Origin of the sequence: Streptomyces sp. NPDC058401 (genome assembly GCF_042722885.1) — a bacterium.
Lineage (GTDB): Bacteria > Actinomycetota > Actinomycetes > Streptomycetales > Streptomycetaceae > Streptomyces.
On record NZ_JBHXKA010000009.1, the window covers coordinates 29,477 to 52,582 of the forward strand.

Here is a 23,106-nt window from a genome sequence, read left to right on the forward strand (position 1 = left end):
CTCCGGCCCGGAATCCCCCGCGGTCTCCCGCGGGCGATGTGTTTCTCTCATCTGCAGAAACCGTACGGCAGTGAGGGGGCTCAGTAGCCCAGCCGGAAGGCGATGTGGGTGAGCTGGGTCCGGTTGACCGAACCGGTCTTGCTGCGCAGTCGCCGCAGGTAGGTGTCGACCGTGTGCGGGCTCAACCCCATCTGGCAGGCGATCATCCGGTACGTGTGCCCCTGCGCGAGGTAGGCGAGTACCTCGTGCTCGCGGGGGGTCAGGGCGGGCAGTGCCGGTGCGGGGGCGGTGAGCGTGCTGTCCAGCATGTGGGGCTCCGGATTCCGGATCGATGGTGAAGGTGGAGGGGAGCGGCGGGGGCGCCCCCGGGCGACGGTGCGATCACGCTGTGCGTGATCGCACCGTTTCGGTCGTCCCGGGTCCTGAAGTGGCCGGATACCCGCTGCTGTTCGTCCCGTACAGCCTTGCCCGCTGCATATCCTGGCGCCAGGGGGCGGGCACCTCACCAAGGTGCCTGGCAGCAAAGCGACCCGGGGTGAAAAGTGCAAAGTAGGGCAATGCAAAAATCTGATGGGGAGCCGGATCCCAAGAACGCCGATGCTGACATCGATGTCTACGGCTGGGTGCTCGAACACCGCACGGTGGACGAGGTCGCGGTGGCCGCGGGCACGGGCCTCGACCCGGTCGACGTCTGCCGCAGCGTGGAGCGTCTACGCGCGTCACGGCTGCTCCACATGAGCCCGGCGGACCCGTCGGTCGCCTTCGCCGTGGCCCCGGACACCGCCGCCGAGCAGCTCGTCGCGCCCCTGGAGGCGCGGATCCGGGACCAGCAGCGGGAGATCAGCTCGATCCGTGAGGACCTGGGACGCTTCCTGCCGCACTATCTGGGCCGCCGCTCCACGGGGGAGTCGCTGGAGGTCCTGGCCAGCCTGGAGGACGTGCGCGGGGCATTGAACCGGGCCTCGCTCAACTGCGCCACCGAGATGCTCAGCTCACAGCCCGGGGGTGGCAGCAGGGTGCCGGAGGCGATGCAGGAGGCACTGCGGCGGGACGAGACGATGCTCCAGCGGGGCATCTCGATCCGCACGCTCTACCACCACACGGCCCGGTTCAACGGACCGAGCCAGGCCTACGTCGCGGCCACCTCCGCCCTGGGGGCGCAGTACCGCACGGCGCACGAACTGTTCGGCCGGCTCATCGCCTTCGACCGGGAGCTGGCCTTCATCCCGGTCGCCGACGGCAGCTGGGGCGCCGTGGTGATCCGCGAGCCCTCCACCGTCGCCTACCTGTGCAGCATCTTCGACCAGACCTGGGACCTGGCCTCGCCCTTCTCGGCCGCGGCGGGCCAGGGGCTGGAGGAGGTGGCCCGGGAGATCCATGAAACGATCATCCGGCTGCTCGCGGCCGGGCTGAAGGACGAGGCCATCGCCAGGCGCCTGGGCATGTCGCTGCGCACGGCCCGGCGCCACATCGCCGACATCATGCACGAGCTCGGTGCGGGCAGCCGCTTCCAGGCGGGCGTGGCGGCCGCCGCGCGCGGCCTGCTGGACCGGGACCCCGACGCCGAAGAGGCGGCCGAGGCCGAGGAGGACGGCGGGTAGCACCCTCGCGGCCCGGATGTCACGCGTTCTCGTGTCTGTCGCGGCTGGCGGGCGTGTCGCATGCTGCTGGGATGAGAGCTGCCGAGTCGCCGAAGCAAGAGGGACGTGCCATGGACGTGACGGACGCGGGCCGCGGCCGGGGGACCCCGCACCTGCGGGAGGTCGTCCTGTTCCTCTCGGTCCACCTGGACCGGGCGCCGGGCGTGCTGTGGCCCGAGTACGACAACCCGGCGTTCGGCGACGCCGATGACGCGGGCGCCCTCCCGGCGGAGGGCGGTGTGCGGCCGGCCCAGGCGGACCGCTTCACCGCCGAACTGGGCGCCCTGACCGGACTGTCCGTCCGGCTGGACCGGGTGGAGACCCCCGGATCCACCCCGGGCGGAGGGCCGGACGCCGTCTGGACCGCGCAGCCCGGGGGCCGGGAGCACCTCCTGGTCCACCAGATCGCCGGCGCCGTGACCTGGCAGCTGACGGGGACCGCCGAGAACGGCCGGCCGGAGTCGTTCCAGTGCCGGCTGCTGCCGGGCGAGCTGCTGTACGTACCGGCCGGCTGGTCGCGCCGGTACATCGACGCACCGGGGGCCCAGTACGCCGTCGTCTGTCTCGGGCCCCGGGGCGGCTGACGGCGGCCGCGCCGGGGCGGGCGGAACAGGAAAGGGGGGAGGGAGGATCGCGACCCTATCCTCCCTCCCCCCTTTCGGCGGGCCCTGACGGGCCGTCCGGGTCAGCCGCCCCAGGAGCTGTCGGCCGTGTCGCGGTTGCGGGTGCCCAGCGTGCCGGCGCCGACCGTGAACACCCGGCCGTCGGGCGTCACGATCTGGTGCGTCGTCGGGGTCGTGGTGCTGTTCTCCCCTCCGGTGGCGGTCGTCGCGGTGGTCGTGGCCGAGGTGTCGTCGGCGGCCTGCGCGACGCCGGCCGCGGGCAGCAGCAGGGCGGAGGCGGCCGCGGACAGGGCGATGACAAAACGCTTGAGCATGGGATCCCCAGGAAGGCGAGCGGTCTGGTGTGCGCGCGAACTGCTTCGTGGGCCGTCCGCGCCGGTCGGTGCAGGACCAACCTTGCCGTGCCCGGGGCACTTTGGCGGTGGGTCCGACAGCTCAGCAAGCTGCCTGGCCCGATGGTGAGGGGCCTCAAAAGCGGACCAACTAGGCCTGTTCGGTCAGGATTCCGGCTACCGGCGCGGTCGGCGAGCTGCTCCGGCTCCCGGCCGGCCCCTCCGCGATCCCCGAAGTCCCCGAAGTCCCCGAAGTCCCCGAAGTCCCGGCAGAGCCGCGGGCGTCGAGCTCCCGCCACACCGGGAGGACCAGCGGCGCCAGGGTGACCGCGAGGTACAGCGCCCCCGTGCCCAGCAGCGCCGCCACCAGCCCCGAGGCGTCGAGGACCAGGCCCGCACCGAGCATCCCCAGCGGGGTCGCCGCCAGCGCGACGGCCACCAGCAGGCCGAACACCCGCCCCCGCACCTCCTCGGGCACCCGCTCGTAGGCCACCGACATCATCAGCGGCCCCACCACCCCCGATCCGATCCCGGACAGGGCCAGCGCCGCCAGCAGCACCGGCACCCGCGGCTCGGCCGCCAGCGCCGCACAGCGCACCGCCCCGACCAGGACGAACGCCCCGACGAAGGCCGCGCGCCGGGGCAGCCGGTGGCCCGCCCAGCCGTACAGGGCCGCCCCGAGCAGGGCGCCCGCGCCCATGGCGGTGATCATCGCCCCGAACAGGGCGCTGCTGTGCAGCACCTGGGTTCCGTAGGCCGGGTAGAGCACCCCGTTCAGCGCCCCGTCCAGGGCGTTGGTCAGCATCAGGACCCCCACCATCGCCCCCAGGAGCCGGTCCCGGCGCAACTGCGCCAGTCCGAACCGCAGTTCCCCGGCGTACGAGCCTCCCGCCGCCCCGCCGGCCGGCCGGGCCCGCGCCACCACCGGGACCAGGGCCGTCACCAGCAGGGCGCACAGCGCCATCGCCGCCATGTCCGCGTACAGGGTGCGTACGGGGCCGACCGTCGAGATGAGCAGACCGGCCAGCGGCGCCCCCGCCATCATGCCGATCCGCCGGGCACCCTCCACGCATCCGGTGGCCCGCTCCGCCGTCACCCCGGCGCGTTCCATCGCGGCGGGCAGCAGCAGTTGCTTGGAGGTGTCGGACGGCCCGCGGGCGGCCCCCACCAGGAAGACCAGGACGATCAGGACGGGCAGGGGCAGGGCGTCCCAGGAGTGCAGGAGCGGGATCAGGCTGATCGCCGCGGCCGTCAGCAGGTCCGCCCCCACGCTCGTCGCGCGTACGGGCAGCCGGTCGACCACCGGCCCCGCGAGTACGGCGGAACACAGCAGGCCCAGCACCTCGGCGGTGGCGACGAGCCCCGTCCGGGTGCCGCTGCCGGTGCTGTGCAGGACGAACCAGGGCACGGCGACCAGGGTCGCGGCCATGCCGAGCGAGGAGATCCCGGAGGCCGCCACCAGGGCGGCCAGCGGGGCGGCCAGCGGGGTGAGGCGGCGCGAGGATGCGGAGCCGCCCGGATACGAGCCGGTCATAGGGGGTTCCTTCCGGCACCGCCGCACCGCCCCGGCAGCCCGCTACGCGGACCGCCGGGGCGGCGTGGTGCCCGGGGATCGTCGGGTCAGCCGGCCATGTTCAGGCGCAGGCTCAGCGGGCGCATGTCGGTCCACACCCGCTCGATGTGCTCCAGGCACGTTTCCTTCGTTCCGTGCACACCCTGGTCGTGCCAGCCCGGAGGGACGGACCGGCCGGCCTCCCAGAGGGAGTACTGCTCCTCGTCGTTGGCCACGACCAGGTACTGCTGCGGGGACGCGTCGTTCACGGTGCTCTCCAGGACGGATCGGTGATGCGGAAGGGTCGGTCGGCGTGCGGTGGGTCAGCGGGGCAGGGCCGCGGCGAGCAACCGCGCCAGCGCGGCGCAGTGCGGGGTGTCCACCAGGTCGTGGTGGTTGCCCGGGACCGCGGCCCGTACGACGGCGCCGTCGGTGCGGGGCCGCCAGGCCGCCGGGTCGACCAGCGGGGTCGCGAGCTCGGGGTGGCGCTCGTCGACCGTGAACAGGTGCAGGTCGACACCGAGTACGGCGTCGGTGCGGTAGGCGGCGGAGGCCGCCCCGTTCGCCTCGGCGACCCGCAGCAGCCTGCGCAGGGCCTCCGTGGGGGAGGTGCGCGGAAGAGTGCCCTCCGCGCGGCCGCGGCGCACCAGGACGTCGAGCAGCTCCTCCTCGTCCAGTTCGCGCGCCGAGCCGGCGTCGAGCCCCGCCGCGATCCCGTACCGCAGCAGGTCCGGATCGCCCGGCCCCGCCGCGCCGGACCGGCTGCCGGCAGCGGCACCCGGAGCGGCCGCGTCGATCAGTCCGAGGAAGGCCACCTCCTCGCCCGCGGCTTCCAGCCGGGCGGCCATCTCGTAGGCCACCGTTCCGCCGAACGACCAGCCGGCGAGGAGGTACGGGCCCTGCGGCTGCTCCGCGCGGAGCGCGGCCAGGTAGCGCTCCGCCATCTCGGGCACCCGCTCCAGCGGGGTCTCGCCGGTGTTGTAGCCCACGGACTCCAGGCCGAGGATCCGCCGGTCGCCGCCGGGACGGGCGGACAGGTCCCGCACCAGGTCCCGGTAGCAGACGACGTCGCCGCCCCGCGGGTGGACCAGGATCAGCGGCGGCCTGGACGGGTCCCCGTCGGCGAGCGGGACCAGCAGCCGGGCCGCGGCCGCCCCCGCCTCCGGCAGGGCCTCGCAGAGCAGCTCGACGGTGCGCCGGCGGAAGACCATGTTCAGCGGCAGTTCCACCCCGAACTCCCGGCGCACGGCCGCCATCAGGGCGAAGGCCTTGAGCGAGTGGCCGCCGAGTGCGAAGAAGTCGTCGCGCACCCCGATCGGGGACGTGCCCAGGGTCTGCTCCCACAGCCGCGCCATCCGCAGCTCGGTGGTGTCGCGCGGGGCGATCCGGCCCGCGCCCCCGCCGCGTACCGCGTCCGCCGAAGGAGCGGGCAGCGCCTTGCGGTCGAGCTTGCCGTTCGGGGTGAGCGGGAGCCGCTCCAGCGCCGTGAGGACGGCCGGCACCATGTACTCGGGGAGGTCCTGGCGCAGGAAGTCGCCGATCTCGCCGAGTTCGCAGACCTCGCCCGCCCCCTCCCGCCAGGTCACGTAGCCGGCCAGTACGGCGTCCACCCCCGTGCCGTGCACGGCCACGGCCGCCGCCGCCACCCGCGGGTGACGGGCGAGCGCGGACTCGATCTCGCCGAGCTCCATCCGGTGGCCGCGCACCTTCACCTGGCCGTCGGCCCGGCCGCGGTACTCCAGGCCGCCGTCCGCGAGGCGCCGTACGAGGTCACCGGTGCGGTACAGCCGCTCGCCCGCCGCGTACGGGTCGGGTACGAACCGCTCCGCGGTCAGCGCCGGCCGCCCGTGGTAGCCGCGGGCCACCCCGTCGCCGCCGATGTAGAGCTCGCCGAACACGCCGACCGGCACCGGCCGCAGGTTCGCGTCCAGTACGCGCAGCCGGGTGTTGGCGAGCGCCGAGCCGATGGGCACCGGCCCGTCACCGACCGGACCGGACAACCGGTGGGCCGTGGACCAGACGGTGGTTTCCGTCGGCCCGTACACGTTGCGGACCGTGCCCAGCGCCGTGCGCATCCGCTCGGCCAGGGCCGGCGGCAGCGCCTCGCCGCCGCACAGGGCCCGTACGCGGGGCGCCTGCCAGCCGGACTCCATCAGCTGGTGCCAGGTCGCCGGGGTGGCCTGGACGACCGTGACGGGCGCGGCGTCCAGCTCCTTCGCGAGAAGGGCGCCGTCCCGTGCGGTCTCCCGATCGACGACCCGTACGGTCGCCCCGCACACGAGCGGGACCAGCAGCTCCAGCACGGCGATGTCGAAGGAGGCGGTGGTGACGGCCGCGACCGTGTCACCGGCCGTCAGTTCCAGCCTGCGCACCATGTCCCGGGTGAAGTTGGCCAGCGCCCGGTGCGGGACGGTGACCCCCTTCGGGCGTCCCGTGGAACCCGAGGTGTACAGGGTGTACGCCGGCTGCTCCGGCTCCGGGGCGCGCTCGGGCCGCGCGGGTTCGAGCTCGCGGCCCGCGGAGGCCGCGGTCCCGGTCAGCGCGTCGAGGTCCAGCACGGCGACCCCGTCCGGCGCCTCGGCGGGGCCGGGCAGACCCGACACCACCAGCACCCGGGCACCGCTGTCCGCGATCATGTAGCCGATCCGGTCGGCCGGGTACCCGGGGTCCACGGGCACGTACATGCCGCCGGAACGCAGCACGCCCAGCAGCGCCACCGGCAGCAGCACGGAGCGCTCCGCGCACACGGCCACCGCCGTCTCCGGACCCACACCCAGGCGGGCCAACTCCCGGGCCAGCAGGCCCGACGCCTCCCACAACCCGGCGTACGTGAGGGCCCGTTCGCCGTCGTCCACGGCGACGGCCCCCGGCGTGCGCAGGGCCTGCTCGCCGACGAGCACGGGGAGCGCCCGCCCGGGGCCAGGCTCGACGCCTCCGCCGCCCGCTTCCAGGAGCAGGGCCTCCTCGGCCGCGTCCATCAGGGGCAGGGCGCTCAACGGGGTGGCGGGATCGGCGACCGCGGCCGCGAGCAGTCCGGCCAGTGCCGACGCCATCCGCGCGACGCTCGCCCGGTCGAACAGGTCGGTGGCGAACACGGCCTCGCCGCGCAGCGCCCCCTCCTCCTCGACGAAGTACAGCGACAGGTCGAACTTCGAAGCGCCGCTGGCCAGCGAGAGCGGTTCGACGTCCAGGCCGGGCAGGGCGGGCGGCTTCGAGGCCTCCTCGTCCAGCACCAGCATCACCTGGAACAGCGGGTTGCGGCTCAGGTCGCGCTCCGGCCGCACCTCCTCCACCAGGCGCTCGAACGGCACCTCCTGGTGGGCGTACGCACCCAGGGCCGTCTCACGGGCCCGGTCCAGCAGCTCGCCGAAGCCGGGATCGCCGGACAGGTCGGTGCGCAGCACCAGGCTGTTGACGAAGAAGCCGATGAGCGGCTCCAGTTCGGTGCGGTCGCGCCCGGCGATGGGGGAGCCCACCGCCACGTCCTCGCCGCCCGACCAGCGGGCCAGGAGGGCCTGGAAGCCTGCCAGCAGGACCATGAACAGGGTCGCGTCGTGCCGGCGGCCCAGGTCGCGCAGGCCCCGCAGCAGCGGCTCGGGCAGTTCGAAGGAGAACTGCTCGCCGCGCCCGGACGGGGTGGCCGGCCGGGGCCGGTCGGTGGGCAGGTCCAGCGGGGCGAGCCCGTCGAGCCGGCCGCGCCAGTAGTCCAAGGTGTCCGCGAGCGCGCCATCGCTGAGCCGTTCTCGCTGCCAGGACGCGAAATCCCGGTAGGAGACCACGAGGTGCGGCAGCGGCTCGGCTCCTTCGAGGGTGCGGGCCCGGTAGGCGGCGGAGAACTCCCGCCAGAACACTCCCACCGACCAGCCGTCGAAGGCGATGTGGTGGGCGACGATCACCAACAGGTGCTCCTGCGCCGCGATCCGCACGAGCCGGGCCCGCAGCGGGCCCGCCGCGGCCAGGTCGAAGGGCAGCGCGGCGTCCTGCGCCGCCAGCTCTCGCGCCCGCTCCCCGGCCGCCGCACCCAGCTCCGACAGGTCGGTGAACAGCGGGGTGAACATCGAGGCCGGGCCGGGCACGACGCGGGCCGCGAAGACCCCTTCGGCCCGGCACTCTTCGGTCTCCTCGATCCGCGAACGCAGCACCTCGTGCCGGGCGACGACGTCCTCCAGCGCGGCCAGCGCGGCGGCGCGGTCCAGCTCCCCGGTCAACCGCACGGCGCCGGGCATGTTGTAGTCGGGCCGGCCCGGCTGGAGCCGGTCCAGCAGCCACAGCCGCTGCTGTCCGAAGGACAGCGGACCCGGCCCCACGGGCAGCGCCGGGATTCCCGGCTCCGAGGCGTCCGCCGCACCCAGCGAGGCCAGCGCCCGGGCCAGGTCCTCGGCCACCGGGTGCCGGAAGAGCAACTGCATGGGGATGTCCAGCTCCAGCAGGGCGCGCAGCCGGGAGATGACCCGGGTGGCGCGCAGGGAGTGCCCGCCGCGCTCGAAGAAATGGTCGCGGACCCCGATCGGGCCCTCCCCGAGCACCTCTTCCCACACCTCGACGACCGTCCGCTCCAGCGCGGTGCGCGGGGCGACGTGCGCGCGGTGGCCGCCGGCCGCGCCGGGTTCCGGCGCGGGCAGGGCCCTGCGGTCGGTCTTCCCGTTCGGGGTCAGCGGCAGCGCGTCCAGCACCACCAGCGCGGACGGCACCATCGCGGCCGGCAGGGCCGCGCGTACGAAGTCCAGTACGGCGGCCGGATCGCCGCCGCCGTCCCGCCAGACGACGTACGCGGCGAGCATCCGGTCGGCGCCCTCGCCGTGCGCGGCGGCCACGGCCCGGGCGACGTCCGGGTGGCGCAGCAGGGCGGCCTCGACCTCGCCGAGTTCGATGCGATGGCCCCGGACCTTGACCTGGTTGTCCCGGCGGCCGTGGAATTCCAGCACCCCGTCGGAGCGCAGCCGGGCCAGGTCGCCGGTGCGGTACATGCGCGCGCCGGGCGGCCCGTACGGGTCCGGCGGATACGCCTCGGCGGTGCGGGCCGGATCGCCGAGGTAGCCGCGGGCCACCCCGCGTCCGGCGATGAAGAGCTCGCCGATCGCGCCCCGGGGCAGCGGTTCGAGGTGTTCGCCGAGCACCAGTACGCGGGCGCCGGGCAGCGGCCGCCCGATGGGGATGCGGCCCGCCTCGATGTCGGCGTCCGTCACCTCGTGGTACGTGGTGGTGTTGGTGCACTCCGTCGGACCGTACTGGTTGACCAGCCGCAGCCGGCCGGGCGTGCCCAGGGTGTGCGCGGCCCGGGCCAGCCCGGGCGTCAGCGCCTCACCGGTGGTCATCACCAGCCGCAGGGCCGGCGACGGCCCCTCTCCCGCGGCCACGGAGGTGACCAGCGGCTCCAGCATCGACGGGACGATCGACAGCAGCGCCGTCACGCCCTCGGCGTGCAGCAGCCGGGCCAGCGCGTCCGGATCCCCGGCCTCGTCCGCGGAGGCGAGGACGATCCGGCCGCCGGTGGACAGCGGGGCGAACAGGTCCCGGACCGACGGGTCGAAGGTCAGCGCCGTACGGGCGAGCACCGCGTCATCGGTCCCGAGCCCGAAGGTGGAGGTCAGCGCCGCCAGATAGCCGGTGATCGCCGCGTGCGTGACGGCCACGCCCTTGGGGCGGCCGGTGGATCCGGAGGTGTACAGCAGGTAGGCGAGGTGCGCGGGGGAGGCCGCCGCGGGCGGCTCCGTGGCGGGCAGGGCGTCCACCCGGTGCTGCTCGGCGTCCAGGTCCAGGACCGGCACGGCGCCGGCCAGGCCCGCGGGCATCCCGCCGGGCAGGCCCGCCGTCAGCACCAGCCGGGCGGCGCTGTCGGCGAGGACGGTGCGGATCCGCTCGGCCGGGTGCCCCGCGTCGAGCGGCAGGTAGGCGCCGCCGGCCTTCAGGACCGCGAGGACGCAGACCAGCATGCGCGGGTCGCGGCCGGCCAGCACGGCCACCGTGGTCTCCGGGCCGGTCCCGAGCTGCCGCAGCCGGTGGGCGAGCCGGTTGGCGGCCGCGTCGAGCTCCGCGTAGCTGGTGGTGCGGCCCGCGCAGGTCACGGCGGGGGCGTCCGGCCGCAGCCGGGCCTGTTCCGCCACCAGGGAGTGCAGGGTCCGGTCCGCCGGCCGGTCCGCGCGCGGGCCCGGCTCCTCCCCGAGCAGGGCGGCGTGTTCCTGCGGGGACAGGACGTCCAGCCGGGACAGGGGTGCGTCGGGGTCCTCGGCGGCGCCGGCCAGCAGCCGCAGGTAGTGCGCGCCGAACCGCTCGACCGTGGCCCGGTCGAAGAGGTCCGTCGCGTACTGCACCGTGCCGGTGAGACCGCCCGCGTGCTCCGTCATCGCGAGGCTGAGGTCGAACTTGGCCGTCCCGTTGGACGTGTCGAGGCCCTCGACCTCCACACCGTCCAGCGGCAGCGCGGCGAGCTGCTCGGGATGCAGCTGGAACAGCACGTCGAACAGCGGGTTGCGGCTGAGGTCGCGCTCCGGCCGCAGCTCCTCCACCAGCCGGTCGAAGGGCACGTCCTGGTGCTCGTACGCGGCGAGCGCGGTGCGGCGCACCCGGCCCAGCAGTTCCCCGAAGGCCGGGTCGCCGGACAGATCGGTGCGCAGGACGAGGGTGTTGACGAAGAAGCCGATGAGCGGCTCCAGTTCGGTGCGGTCGCGGCCCGCGATGGGCGAGCCCACCGCGATGTCGGCCTGACCCGTGTAGCGGGCCAGCAAGGCCTGGAAGCCCGCCAGCAGCACCATGAACAGGGTGGCGCCGCGCTCACGGGCCAGCGCGCCGAGCCGCCCGGCGAGTTCGGCCGGGACCTCGAAGACGAAGGAGTCGCCGGCACCGGAGCGCACCTGCGGCCGCGGCCGGTCGGTGGGCAGCTCCAGGGCCGGCAGCCCGGCCAGTGCCTGCCGCCAGTGGGCGATCCCCGCGTCGGCGTCGCCGTTCGCCAGCCGGTTCTGCTGCCAGAACGCGAAGTCCCCGTACTGGACGCTTAGTTCCGGAAGTGCGGGACGCTCACCGCGGCGCAGCGCCGCGTAGGCACCGGACAGCTCCCGCCACAGCACCGGCATCGACCAGCCGTCGCCGACCGTGTGGTGCAGGACCAGGACGAGCAGGTGCTCGTCGTCCGCGACCCGCACCACCCGAACCCGCAGCAGGGGAGCGGAGCCCAGGTCGAAGGGGGCGGCGGCATCCGCGTGGGCCAGGCCGAGCGCCCGCGAGCGGGCCTCCTCCCGGGGCAGGTCCCCCAGATCGGTGCGGACGGGGACGAAGACCTCCGGCGCCTCCACGGTCTGTACGGGACCTCGCGGGCCCTCGGTGATCCGGGAACGCAGCACCTCGTGCCGGGTCACCACCGTGCTCAGCGCGGCGGCCAGCGCGTCGGCGTCCAGCGGACCGCGCAGGCGGGCCGCGACGGGGATGTTGTAGTCGGGGCGGCCGGGCTGGAGCTGGTCCAGGAACCACAGCCGCTGCTGGGCGAAGGACAGCGGCGCGGGCTCCCCGGCGGGTCGGGCGCCGATGGCCGTGACGGTGGCCCGGGCCGGTCCGGAGGCCGCGTCCGTACGCAGGGCGTCCAGCGCCGAGGCGAACCGTTCCAGCGTCGGCTGCTCGAAGAGCAGCCGCAGCGGCACCCCGGTGCCCAGGCGGGCGCCGAGCCGCGACACGGCGCGGGTGGCCCGCAGGGAGTGCCCGCCGAGCGCGAAGAAGTCGTCGTGGCGGCCGATCCGCCCGGTGCCCAGCACCTCGCTCCACACCGAGGCGGCGAGTTCCTCCGTCGGCGTCGCGGGTGCGGCGAACTCGGCCCGGCGCACGCCCTCCTCGGGCGGAGCGGGCAGCGCGCGCCGGTCCAGTTTGCCGTTCGGCGTGACCGGCAGCGCGTCGAGCGGCACGATCGCCGAGGGCAGCATGTACGCGGGCAGCCGTGCGGCGAGCACCCGATGGAGCTCGGCCGCGTCGGCCGGCCGCCCCTGCGCGGGAACCACGTAGGCGACGAGGCGCTGCTCGCCGGGGACGTCCTCGCGGACCACGACCGCGGCGTGCCCGACCTGCGGGCAGCGGGTCAGCTGGGCCTCTATCTCGCCCGGCTCGATCCGATGGCCCCGGATCTTGACCTGTTGGTCGTTGCGGCCCAGGTAGTCGACGGCGCCGTCGGGGCGCCGCCGGGCGAGGTCGCCCGTCCGGTACATCCGGGCGCCCGGGGCGCCGTAGGGGTCGGGGGTGAACTGCCGCGCGGTCAGGCCGGGCCGGTCCAGGTAGCCGCGGGCCACTCCGGTTCCGCCGACGCACAGCTCGCCGACGGCGCCCTGCGGCACCGGGCGCCCGTGCTCGTCCAGGACGTAGAGGCGGGTGTCGTCCAGCGCGGTGCCGATGGGGATCCGGCCGTCCACGACGGCTCCGGCGCGCGGGTCCAGCCGGTGCCGCGTGGCGAAGACTGTCGTCTCGGTGGGCCCGTAGACGTTGACGAGGACGGTCCCGGGCGCCTGCTCCAGGGCCCGGGCGAAGGAGTGCGGGGAGGCGGCCTCACCGCCGGTCCACACCTCCCGCACGTGCGTCAGGAGCTCCACGCACTCCTCGACCACCAGGTTGAAGAGGGCGGCCGTGAGGAACAGCGACGTGATCCGGTGCTCCCGCACCAGCCGGGTCAGGGCGGCGGTGTCCACCCGGCCGGGCGGCGCCAGGACCACCTGCCCGCCGGAGAGCAGCGGCACCCACAGTTCGTACGTCGAGGCGTCGAACGACAGCGGGGAGTGCGCCAGCACCCGGCGGTGCGCGGCGCCGAAGGAGGCGTCCCGGGCGAGCGCCGCGACGTTGGCGTGCGTGACGCCGATGCCCTTCGGCTCGCCCGTGGAACCGGAGGTGTACATCACGTACGCCAGCTGGTCCGGCGAGCAGGGCGGGTACGGATCCGGCGCGGCGGCCGGGGCCCCGTCCACCGGGGCCGTCGCGTCGAGCACCGGCACCGGCGAGGTACGGACGGCCTCGTGGCAGGCCGTCGCGGCGTCGGCGAGCAGCAGGCGGGCGCCGGTCCGCTCCAGCATCCAGTGCAGCCGGGCGACGGGGAACCCCTCGCCGAGCGGTACGTAGAGCCCGCCGGCCTTCAGGACGGCCAGGATCGCCACCGGGAGGTGGACCGAGCGCTCCATCAGCAGGGCCACCGGCGATTCGCGCACCACCCCGGCGGCGGCCAGCCGGGCCGCCAGCCGGTCCGAGCGGCGGTCGAGTTCGGCGAAGCTCAGGCGGTCGTCGCCGCAGACCACCGCCTCGGCCGCGGGGGTGCGCCGGGCCTGCTCGGCGAACAGCTCGACCAGGGTGGCCGGGGCGAGGTCGGGGCGGGCCGCGCCGTGGCCCCCGGCGACGAGCCGGGCCGCGGTCGGGGCGGAGGGCAGCAGCTCGGCCAGGGGCCGGTCGGGCTCCTCGGCGGCGGAGGCGAGCAGCTCCAGGTAGTGGCCGAGGACGAGCTCCGCGGTGGCCCGGTCGAACAGGTCGGTGTCATAGACGAGGGAGCCGGAGCAGGTCTCGGCACCCTCGGAGACGAAGACGCTCAGGTCGAAGAGGGACCCGCCGAAGTCGGTCCGTACGATCCGCGCGTCCAGGCCCGGCAGCCGCAGCCCGGCCGTCTCGTCCGGAGCCGACGCGAACATGACCTGGACGAGAGGGTTGCGGTCACCGACCCGCTCGGGGCTCAAGTGCTCCACCAGCCGGTCGAAGGGCACCTCCTGGTGGTCGTACGCGTCCACCGTGGCCCGGCGGACCCGGCCGAGCAGCTCGCGGAACCCCACCTCGCCCGACAGGTCGGCGCGCAGCACCACGGTGTTGACGAAGAACCCGACGAGGGGCTCCAGCTCCACCCGGTCGCGCCCGGCGACCGGAGTGCCGACGGCGATGTCGGTGCGGCCGGAGCAGCGGGCCAGAGCGGCCTGGAAGCCGGCCAGCAGGGTCATGAACAGGGTGGCGCCGCCGCTCTCGGCGATCCCGCGCAGCCGCGCGGTGAGATGGGCGTCGAGGGCGAAGTCCAGGCTCGCGCCGTCGCCGCTGCGGCGGGTGGGCCGGGGCCGGTCCGCGGGCAGTTCGAGGGGTTCCAGCCCCGCGAGGGACTTCTCCCACCAGCGCAGCTGCCCGTTCATCGCGCCGCTCGCGAACCGCTCGCGCTGGGTACGGGCGTACGCCTGGTAGTCGAGGGGGAGCGGCGCCCGCGGGAGCGGCCGGTCCGCGAGCAGGGCCGCGTAGCCCTCGGAGAACTCCTGCCAGAGCAGCCCCATGGACCAGCCGTCGGTCGCGATGTGGTGGACCACCAGCACCAGCAGGTGGTCCTCGGCGCCGAGCCGGATCAGCAGGGCGCGCAGCAGCGGGCCCGTCGCCAGGTCGAAGGGTCTGCGGACCTCCTCCCGGGCCAGGGCGTGGGCCCTCTCCTCCAGTCCGGCGAGGGGGGCCTCGCCCAGGTCGAGCACCGGTAGCGGGAAGGCCTCCGGCGCGGGCAGGACCACGGGGTGCGGCGCGCCGTCGCGTTCCTCGAAGACGGTGCGCAGCGGTGCGTGGCGGGCCACGACGGCGGTCAGGCTCCGGCGCAGCAGGTCCGGCCGGAGGGGGCCGCGCAGCCGGACGACCTCGGGGATCGCGTAGCCCGGGGTGCCGTCCGTCATCCGGTCCACCAGCCACATCCGCTCCTGGGCGAAGGAGGCGACGGGGGCGAGGCCGTGGCCGTCGGTGGCCGCGGTGGGGGCATCCGGGCCGGCCGTCGAGTCGTCCAGCGCTGCGCGCACACGGCGGCGCAGCAGCTCGCGGGCGGCGGCCAGCCGGCTGTCCATGCCCGCGGGCAGGCTCTCCTGGGTGGTCACGAGGTCTCTCCCTGAAGTACGAGTGAAGGAACGCCGTCGATGGCGTCGGCGGTGGCGGTCTGTGCGTCGAACGGGGCCGTTGTGTCGAACGGGGCCGCTTCGGACTCCAGTTCGGCCAGCAGCACCGTTTCGACGGCGGTGGCGAGCGCGGCGACGGTCCGCTGTTCGAAGAGGGTGTGCAGGGGCAAATCCAGCCCGAGGGACTGGCGCAGCCGGGCCGCCACCCGGGTCGCGCTCAGCGAGTGCCCCCCGAGGGCGAAGAAGTCGTCGTGGCGGCCGATGCGCGGCGCGTCCAGTACGGAGGCCCACACCATGGCGACCAGTTCCTCGGTCTCCCCGGCGGGCGGCTCGTACCCGGCGGCGGCTGCCGCGGCGGGCGCCGGGAGCGCCCTGCGGTCGAGCTTGCCGTTCGCCGTGACGGGCAGCCCGTCGACGCCCATCAGCAGCGGCACCATGTACTCCGGCAGGGAGCGCGCCAGTTCGGCGCGCATCGCCTCCAGGTCCAGGGCCCGGGCCTGTCCCGGCTCCCGGTCCGGGGCCGGGTCCGGGGCGGCCCCGGCCTCCGGGACGACGTACCCGACGAGCCTGCGCTCGCCCGGGACGTCCTCGCGGACGACGACCGCGGCCCGCCCCACCCCGTCGAGCCGGCCCAGCGCCGTCTCGATCTCGCCGAGTTCGATCCGGAAGCCGTGGATCTTGACCTGGTCGTCGGTGCGGCCGAGGTATTCCACGGAACCGTCGGCCCGGTGCCGGGCCAGGTCACCGGTGCGGTACATGCGCGATCCCGGCGGGCCGAACGGGTCCAGGGGGAAGCGCTCCGCGGTCAGCGCCGGGCGGCGCAGGTAGCCGCGGGCCAGGCCCGCGCCCGCGAGGTGCAGCTCGCCCGCCACGCCCACCGGGACGGGCCGCCCCCGCGGATCGAGCACGTACAGCGAGGTGTTCCAGATCGGACGGCCGATCGGCACGGGTCCGGTCTCCTCGCGGAGGCAGTCCCAGTGCGTGACGTCCACGGCCGCCTCGGTCGGCCCGTACAGGTTGTGCAGGGGCACGTCGAGCACATCGAGGAATCGGTTCTTCAACTCCTCCGGCAGGGCCTCGCCACTGCACACGACCCGTCGCAGCGACCGGCAGCGGCCCGCCTGCGGGTCCTCCACGAACGCCGCCAGCATGGACGGCACGAAGTGCACGGTGGTGATCGCCTCCTCCTGGATCACCCGGGTGAGGTAGGCGGGGTCCTTGTGCCCGCCGGGCTCGGCGACGACCAGGGCCGCACCGGTCAGCAGTGGCCAGAAGAACTCCCACACCGATACGTCGAAACCGAACGGGGTCTTCTGGAGCACCCGGTCGTCCGCGCCCAGCCGGTACCGGTCCTGCATCCACAGCAGCCGGTTGACGATCGCCGCGTGCTCGACGACGACGGCCTTGGGCCGCCCCGTCGAGCCGGACGTGTAGATCACGTACGCGGGGTGCGCGGGCAGCGGCATCCGCAGCGGTGCACCGCCGCCCCCGACGTGGACGGCCCCCGGATCCAGCCGCGGCAGGCCCGCGGCGGCCGGCAGCGCGGCCGCCACAGCGTCGTCGGCGAGCAGCAGGACGGGCTCGGCGTCGGACAGCAGGTACGCGATCCGGTCCGCCGGCAGCGAGGGGTCCACCGGAAGGTAGGCCGCCCCCGACTTCAGCACGGCCAGCAGCGAGACCACCATCTCGGTGGAGCGGTGCAGGGCGACCGCCACGATCCGCTCCGGACCGGCGCCCCGGTCGCACAGCTCCCGCGCCAGCCGCTCGGCACGGGCATCGAGCTCGGCGTAGGTCAGGCGCTCGCCGCGGAACACGGTCGCCGGGGCGTCCGGCGTCCGGGCCACCTGCTGCGCGAACAGCTCCACCAGCGTGGTGCGGGGGACGGGCACGGCGGTGCCGTTCCACTCCCGGATCAGCCGGTGCTGCTCCGCGGAGAGCAGGTCCACTTCCCCGACCGGGGTGGCGGGAGCGTCGGCGACGGCCGTCAGCAGCCGTTCCAGCGCCTCGCCCAGACTGCGCGCCGTCCGCGCGTCCAGGACGTCCGTGCGGTGGTCCAGGTGCAGCCGCAGCCGCTCCCCGGGCAGCACGATGAGGTTGACGGTGTAGTGGGTGGCGTCCGAACCCTCCACCCCGGTCAGCCGCGGCCCGCCGGCCAGGTCCCGCATCGACTCCAGGTCGAGCGGATAGTTCTCGACGACGACCGTCGTGTCGAAGAGGGTGCCCAGCCCCGCCGCCCGCTGGATGCCGGCCAGTCCGGCGTGCTGGTGGTCCATCAGGTCCGCCTGCTCGTCCTGGAACCGGGCGAGCGCGGCCAGCAGCGGCTCGTCCTCCCGGATCCGGAACCGCACGGGCAGCGTGTTGATCAGCAACCCGACCATCTCCTCGATGCCCGCGACGTCCGCGGTGCGCCCGGAGACGGTGCCGCCGAACACCACGTCGTCCCGCCCGGTCACCCGGCCCAGAAGCACCGCCCACAGGCCCTGGACGACGCTGTTGAGGGTGACCCCCGCGGTACGGGCCCGCGCGATGAGCCGCGCCGTCAGCTCCGCCGACAGTTCCACCGCGGCGCGCTCGGGCAGGGCGTCGATCCGGTGGGGGTCTGCCGCCCCGAGCAGGGTGGGCTCCGCCAGCCCGGCCAGCGCGCCGCTCCAGGCGGCCTCGGCGGCGCGGTGGTCCTGGCGGGCCAGCCAGTCCAGGTGCGAGCGGTACGAAGCCCCTTCCGCGACCGGGCCGGTTTCCCCGGGCCCGTTCTCCCCGGCGCGCGCGGTGCATTCGGCGTATCCCGCGAGCAGTTCGCGCAGCAGGACCGCCGAGGACCAGCCGTCCCAGAGGATGTGGTGGTTCGTCATGACCAGCCGGTGCTCGTCGGGGCCGAACCGGACCAGGGTGAAGCGCACCAGCGGGGGCCGCTCCAGGTCGAAGCGGCGGGCCCGGTCGGCCGCCAGCAGCCGCTCCCACGCGCGCTGCCCGTCCGCGGAGGCGAGTCCGCCGAGGTCCACCGTCTCCCAGGGCGCCTCGACGGATTCCAGGACGACCTGGACCGGGCGGTCCAGCCCCTGGTCGGTGAAGGCGGAGCGCAGTGCGCTGTGGCGGCGCAGCAGCCGGTCGCACGCCGTCCGCAGGGTGCGTTCGTCGACCGGGCCCCGAAGGGTGAGGACGAGCTGGCCGGTGTAGGCGTCCATCGCGCCCGTGTCGAAGGCGGAGTGGAAGAAGAGGCCCTCCTGGAGCGGCGAGAGCGGCAGCACGTCGACGAGCCCGGCGTGCCGTGCGGACAGGGCGTCCGTCTCCGGCTGCGTCAGCCGGACCAGCGGCAGGTCGCGGGGGGTGAGGCGGCGGGGCCGGGCGGCGCCCGTCCAGGCGGCCAGCAGGCGCAGCGCCTCCCCCCAGGCCGCCACCAGGGCGTCCGCCTCGGCGTCGGTGAGCAGGGCCCGCGGATGGGTGACGGCCGCGGTGAAGGCGGGACCGCCGGCGCCGTCCACGGCCATGGCGTCGATCTGCAGGACGTGCTCGACGGGCATCGCCGGGTCCACGTCGGCCCGCAGCCCGCCCGCCTCGGGGGCGGGGCTCCAGGGCGCCTCGTCCCCGCCGGAGAACCGGCCGAGGTAGTTGAAGAGCACCCGGGGGCGCGGGAGTGCGGACAGTTCCGCGGCCGTCCGCGGATTGAGGCGGCTCAGCAGGCCGAATCCCGTGCCGTGGTCCGGTACGGAGGCGACCGCCGTGTGGATCCGGGCGACCAGGTCGGCGAGGGCCTCGCCGCCCAGGGCCGCCGCGTCCAGGTCGAGGCCGGCCGGGTCGAAGCGGACCGGGTACTGGGTGGTGAACCAGCCCACGGTGCGCGCCAGGTCGTGGCGGCCGGTGCGGTCGGCCCGGCCGTGGCCCTCCAGGTCGACCAGCAGGGGCCCGGCGGCGGCCCCGGGGGACCGGAGGCGGTGGGCCGCCAGGACCAGCCCGGCGAGCAGCACCTCGGCCGGCCCGGTGCGCAGCGCGCCGGGCACCTCGGCCAGCAGCGGGCCGGCGACCTCGCTCGGCAGGTCGAGCGTGAGCGTGCGGGCGGTGCCCGCGGTGTCCCGGACCGGGTCGGGGACCCGGTTCCACGGCGCCTCGGGGTCCGCTCCCGCCCCGGGGCCCTCCAGCGTCGAGCGCCAGAAGGGGAGCTCGGCGAGCACCTCCGGGGCCCGCGCCAGGAGTTCGAGGTGCCGGGCCCAGGCACGGAACGACACCTCCCCGTCGGCGGCCGGCAGCGGCCGCCCGGCGACGGCGGCCTCCCAGGCGACGGCCAGGTCGGCCGAAAGGATCCGCCAGGACACCCCGTCCACGGCCAGGTGGTGCACGCACAGGAGCAGCCGGTCCGGCCCGGCGCCACCGGCGTCGAAGCGCACCGCCCGCAGCATCACCGAGGCCGCGGGGTCCAGCTGTCCGGCCGCCTCCCGGGCCGCCTCGGCCACGGTCGTGGCGCGGGCGGACTGGTCCTGCCCCGCCACGGTCACGGTGCGGTAGAGCCGGGACACGTCCACCGAGCCGGGCTCGCCGATCGTGCACAGCGGCCCCTCGGGGCCGGCGGCCACGCCGAGGCGCAGCGCCGGGTGCCGGTCCACGACCGACTGCAGGACCCGTACGAGCGTCGCGTCGTCCGCGCCCGCGGGCAGGGCCAGCACCATGGACTGGCTGAAGTGCCCGATGGGGCCCGGTCCGTCCAGCAGCCAGCGCATGACGGGTGTCGCGGGCAGCGGACCGCACGCGTCGGCGGCCGGAGCGGCGGCCGGGGACGTCCCGGTGGCGGGCTCGCCGACGGCCGCGGCGAGGGCGGCCGCAGTCTTGTGCGCGAACACGTCGCGCAAGGTGAAGGAGAAGCCGTGCGCCCGCGCCCGGCTCGTCAGGGTGAGGGCGGTGATGCTGTCACCGCCGAGCTCGAAGAAGTTGTCGTCGGGAGCGGCGGTGACGCCGAGGGCCTCGGAGAACAGCGCCGCGAGGGTCGTCTCGACGGCCCCGTACGTGCGCTGGGGGCGCTCCGGACGCGCCGCGGCCTGCGGTACGTGGAGCCGCGCGCGGTCCACTTTGCCGCCCGGGGTGAGCGGCAGCCGGTCCACGGCCACGATGGTGCGGGGCACCATGTAGCCGGGCAGGACCCGGCCCAGTTCCGTCGCCAATTGCTCCGGTTCGGGCGCCGGGCCGTCCTGCGGCGGTGCCACGAAGGCGACCAGCCGCCGGGCGGCGCCGGCCGGCGCGTGCACGATCACCGCGGCCTGACCGACCGAGGGCTGCCGGCCTAGCACGGCCTCGACCTCGCCCGGTTCGATCCGGTGGCCGTTGATCTTGACCTGACGGTCCACCCGCCCGAGGAACTCCAGTTCGCCGCGCGCCGACCAGCGCACGAGGTCGCCCGTCCGGTACATCCGCGTACCGGGAACACCCGAGAACGGATCGGGCACGAAACGGTCGGCCGTCATGGCCGCGCGCCCCGCGTACCCCTGGGCGAGCCCCGCACCGGCCACGCACAACTCGCCGGTCGCCCCCGGCGGCAGCAGCCGCAGGTCCCGGTCCACCACGTACGCCCGGTGGTGGGCCATCGGCCGTCCGATCGGCGGGATCCGGCCGTGCGAGGGCGGTACCACCCGGTGCATGGTGACGGACACGGCCGCCTCGGTGGGCCCGTAGGCGTTCCAGACCTCGCGGCCGTCCACCGCCCAGCGGTCCACGGCGTCCCCGGACGGGGCCTCGCCGCCGGTGGACAGGAAACGCAGCTCGGGAAGGGAGGCCGGGTCCAGCAGCGGCAGGAGCGCCGGCGGGAGGTCGGCGACCGTCACCGCTTGCTCGGCGAGGAGAGCCTGGAGGCGGTCGACGTCGACCCGCTCGGCGTCGGTGGCGAGCACCAGGGTGGAACCGCTCAGCAGGGAGCCGAAGACGTCCAGGACCGACACGTCGAAGGACACCGAGGCGAAGCCGAGGAACCGCTCCGTACGCCCGGCTCCCGCTGCCGCTGCGGATCCGGCGTGTTCGCCCCCGCCGCACAGCGCGAGGTGACCGCGTACGAAGTCGACGGCTGCCGCGTGCGGGACGACGACGCCCTTCGGCTCGCCCGTACTGCCCGAGGTGTACAGCAGGTACGCGGCGCAGGCCGACGGCACCGCCGCACCTCTGCGGCCACCGCGGACCGGGTCGTTCACCGCTCCCGCGAGGACCACGGACGGCAGGTCCTGCGGCAGCCGGTCACGCGTCCCGGCCCCGGCGACGACCGCACGCAGCCCCGCGTCGCGCACGACGTACGCGATCCGCTCCGGCGGCAGGCCGGGGTCGAGCGGTACGTAGCAGCCGCCGGCCTTCAGGACTCCGAGCAGGGCCGCGACCATCGCGGGGGAGCGCTCCACGCACACACCGACGGGGGTGCCCGGCTCCACGGCCGGCCGCAGCCGGTCCGCGATGTCCGAAGCCCAGGCGTCGAGTTCGCGGTAGGTGACCTCCTCGCCGGCGCAGACCACGGCGACCGACCCGGGTGCGCGCGCCGCCGCCTCCTCGAAGAGCGTGTGCAGCAGCCCGCCGCGGGGAGCGCCGTCGCCGCCGCCCTCGGCGAAACCGGCGAGGCGCTCCGTGTCCTCGGCGGTCAGGAAGGGCAGCGAGCCGACCGGGGCCCCGTCGTCGGCCGCGGCGAGCGCGACCAGGAAGCGGGTGAACCGCACGCGCAGCGCGTCGAGTTCGTCCGCGCCGATATCGGCGGCGTCGCCTTCGGCCTGCACGGTCAGCGGGCTGTCACCGCCGCGGTCGTAGACGTTGAGGGAGACGTGCTCCACGGGTCCGACGGCGAGGTTGTGCGCCGACGCGGGCGCGCCGGCGAAGGACAGCTCGTAGTCGAAGGACATGAGGTTGACGGCGGCGTCCCACAGCCGCGGCCCGGTCCCGGTGTACTCCTCGATCCGGTACCGCTGGTGGCGCAGGGCCTCCTTGATACCGGCGGAGGTGTTCCGTACCAGTGCGCCGACCGTCGTCTCCCCGGTCACCGTCAGCCGGAGCGGCAGGACCTTGGAGAACATGCCGGGCGTCCGGCGGGCGTCCTGGGTGGTGCGGCCGGTGACCGGCAGGCCGAGGACGACGTCCTCGGTGCTGCCCGCGCGGTGCAGGTGGGCGGCGGCCGCGGCCATCACCAGCGCCGACCAGCGCGTCCCGTGCCGCCGCGCGGCCTCGCGCAGGGTGCGGGCGTCGGCGGGGTCGAGCTCCCCGCTCACCCGCACCGTCGTACCGGACGCCGGCGCCGGGGCGCTCCCGGTGAAGGAAACGGGCTCGGGGGCGCCCTCCAGCCGGGCCCGCCAGAACTCCCGGTCCGCCGCGCACCGCTCGGAGCGGGCGTACTCCTCCTCCTCGGCCACGATCCGCTCCCACGGGGCGCTCCCGGGGGCCGGTACGGGCTCTCCCGCGACCAGCGCCGAGTACACCTCGGCCGCGCGCCGCGCGAGGATCGATCCGGTGACCCCGTCGGCCACGAGGTGGTGGTAGCCCTGCATCCAGCGGTAGACCTGCGGACCTGTCCGCACGAGCAGCTGACGGCACACGTCCCCGTTCGCCAGGTCCGTCGGCCGGCCCAGCTCGGCGCGCATCAGCCGCTCGGACTCGGCGTCCGGATCGGGGTGAGCGCTCACGTCCACCGTGTCCATCCGCAGCGGCGGAGGCCCGGCCGGTATCTGGTGCACCACCCCGTCCACCTCGGCGAACCGCACGCACAGTGTCTCGGTCTGGGCCACCACGGTGCGCACAGCCTCGGCGAGCAGCTCCGGATCCACCGCCCCGCGGATCTCCAGGTACTCGCCGATGGTGTAGTCGAGGCGGGTGGGGTCGAGCTGCTGCGCGAACCAGACGCCGTTCTGCGGCGGGGTCAGGGGCAGCGGCCCGCGGTCGTGAGTGGCCATGCGGTGGTCAGTCTCCTCAGTCGGATCGGTCGATCAACGACGACGTGACGCCACTCTCCGCGACGGCCGCGGGGTCCCGAAAGTCCCACTAATACGCCTCTTGACGAGCGCCGATCCACCCGGAAAAGTCCCCGGTACCGCACTGCCGTGACCACACCACCGCGCCACCTCCGCGGCCGAGGACGGTCGGGCAACGGTTGATTCTTCCCGG

Annotated in this window: 8 protein-coding genes; 2 read left to right on the forward strand and 6 right to left on the reverse strand. The window is 75.2% G+C overall.

The genetic code is table 11. The annotated features are described in order from the left end of the window. Window positions 1-80 precede the first annotated feature (80 nt). Window positions 81-308 (reverse strand): response regulator transcription factor, encoded by a 228-nt coding sequence (locus tag ACFWNV_RS05160; RefSeq protein ID WP_383940701.1) that lies wholly within the window; start codon window positions 306-308, stop codon window positions 81-83. Between the two features lie 249 nt (window positions 309-557). On the opposite strand from ACFWNV_RS05160, the gene ACFWNV_RS05165 reads away from it, so the two are divergent. After that, window positions 558-1,601, forward strand: a complete 1,044-nt coding sequence (locus tag ACFWNV_RS05165) for a helix-turn-helix domain-containing protein (RefSeq protein ID WP_383940703.1) — start codon at window positions 558-560, stop codon at window positions 1,599-1,601. A 110-nt stretch (window positions 1,602-1,711) separates the two neighbouring features. Next, window positions 1,712-2,224, forward strand: coding sequence for a hypothetical protein (locus ACFWNV_RS05170; RefSeq protein ID WP_383940706.1), 513 nt, complete (start codon window positions 1,712-1,714; stop codon window positions 2,222-2,224). Between the two features lie 101 nt (window positions 2,225-2,325). Here the strand turns inward: ACFWNV_RS05170 and ACFWNV_RS05175 are convergent, their stop codons facing one another. The 5 genes from ACFWNV_RS05175 to ACFWNV_RS05195 all read right to left on the reverse strand — a co-directional run bounded on the left by ACFWNV_RS05175 (window position 2,326) and on the right by ACFWNV_RS05195 (window position 22,895). Continuing rightward, window positions 2,326-2,577 (reverse strand): hypothetical protein, encoded by a 252-nt coding sequence (locus ACFWNV_RS05175; protein WP_383940709.1) that lies wholly within the window; start codon window positions 2,575-2,577, stop codon window positions 2,326-2,328. 169 nt (window positions 2,578-2,746) lie between these two features. Then, window positions 2,747-4,129, reverse strand: coding sequence for an MFS transporter (locus ACFWNV_RS05180; RefSeq protein WP_383940712.1), 1,383 nt, complete (start codon window positions 4,127-4,129; stop codon window positions 2,747-2,749). Window positions 4,130-4,215: 86 nt separating this feature from the next. Beyond that, window positions 4,216-4,416, reverse strand: a complete 201-nt coding sequence (locus tag ACFWNV_RS05185) for an MbtH family protein (RefSeq protein ID WP_383940715.1) — start codon at window positions 4,414-4,416, stop codon at window positions 4,216-4,218. Window positions 4,417-4,470: 54 nt separating this feature from the next. Continuing rightward, window positions 4,471-14,982 (reverse strand): amino acid adenylation domain-containing protein, encoded by a 10,512-nt coding sequence (locus tag ACFWNV_RS05190; RefSeq protein WP_383940718.1) that lies wholly within the window; start codon window positions 14,980-14,982, stop codon window positions 4,471-4,473. After that, the gene (locus ACFWNV_RS05195; RefSeq protein ID WP_383940721.1) at window positions 14,979-22,895 is read right to left on the reverse strand and encodes an amino acid adenylation domain-containing protein; all 7,917 of its coding nucleotides are present in this window, start codon (window positions 22,893-22,895) and stop codon (window positions 14,979-14,981) included. Before ACFWNV_RS05195 ends, ACFWNV_RS05190 begins: the two co-directional genes overlap by 4 nt. Window positions 22,896-23,106: the final 211 nt, after the last annotated feature.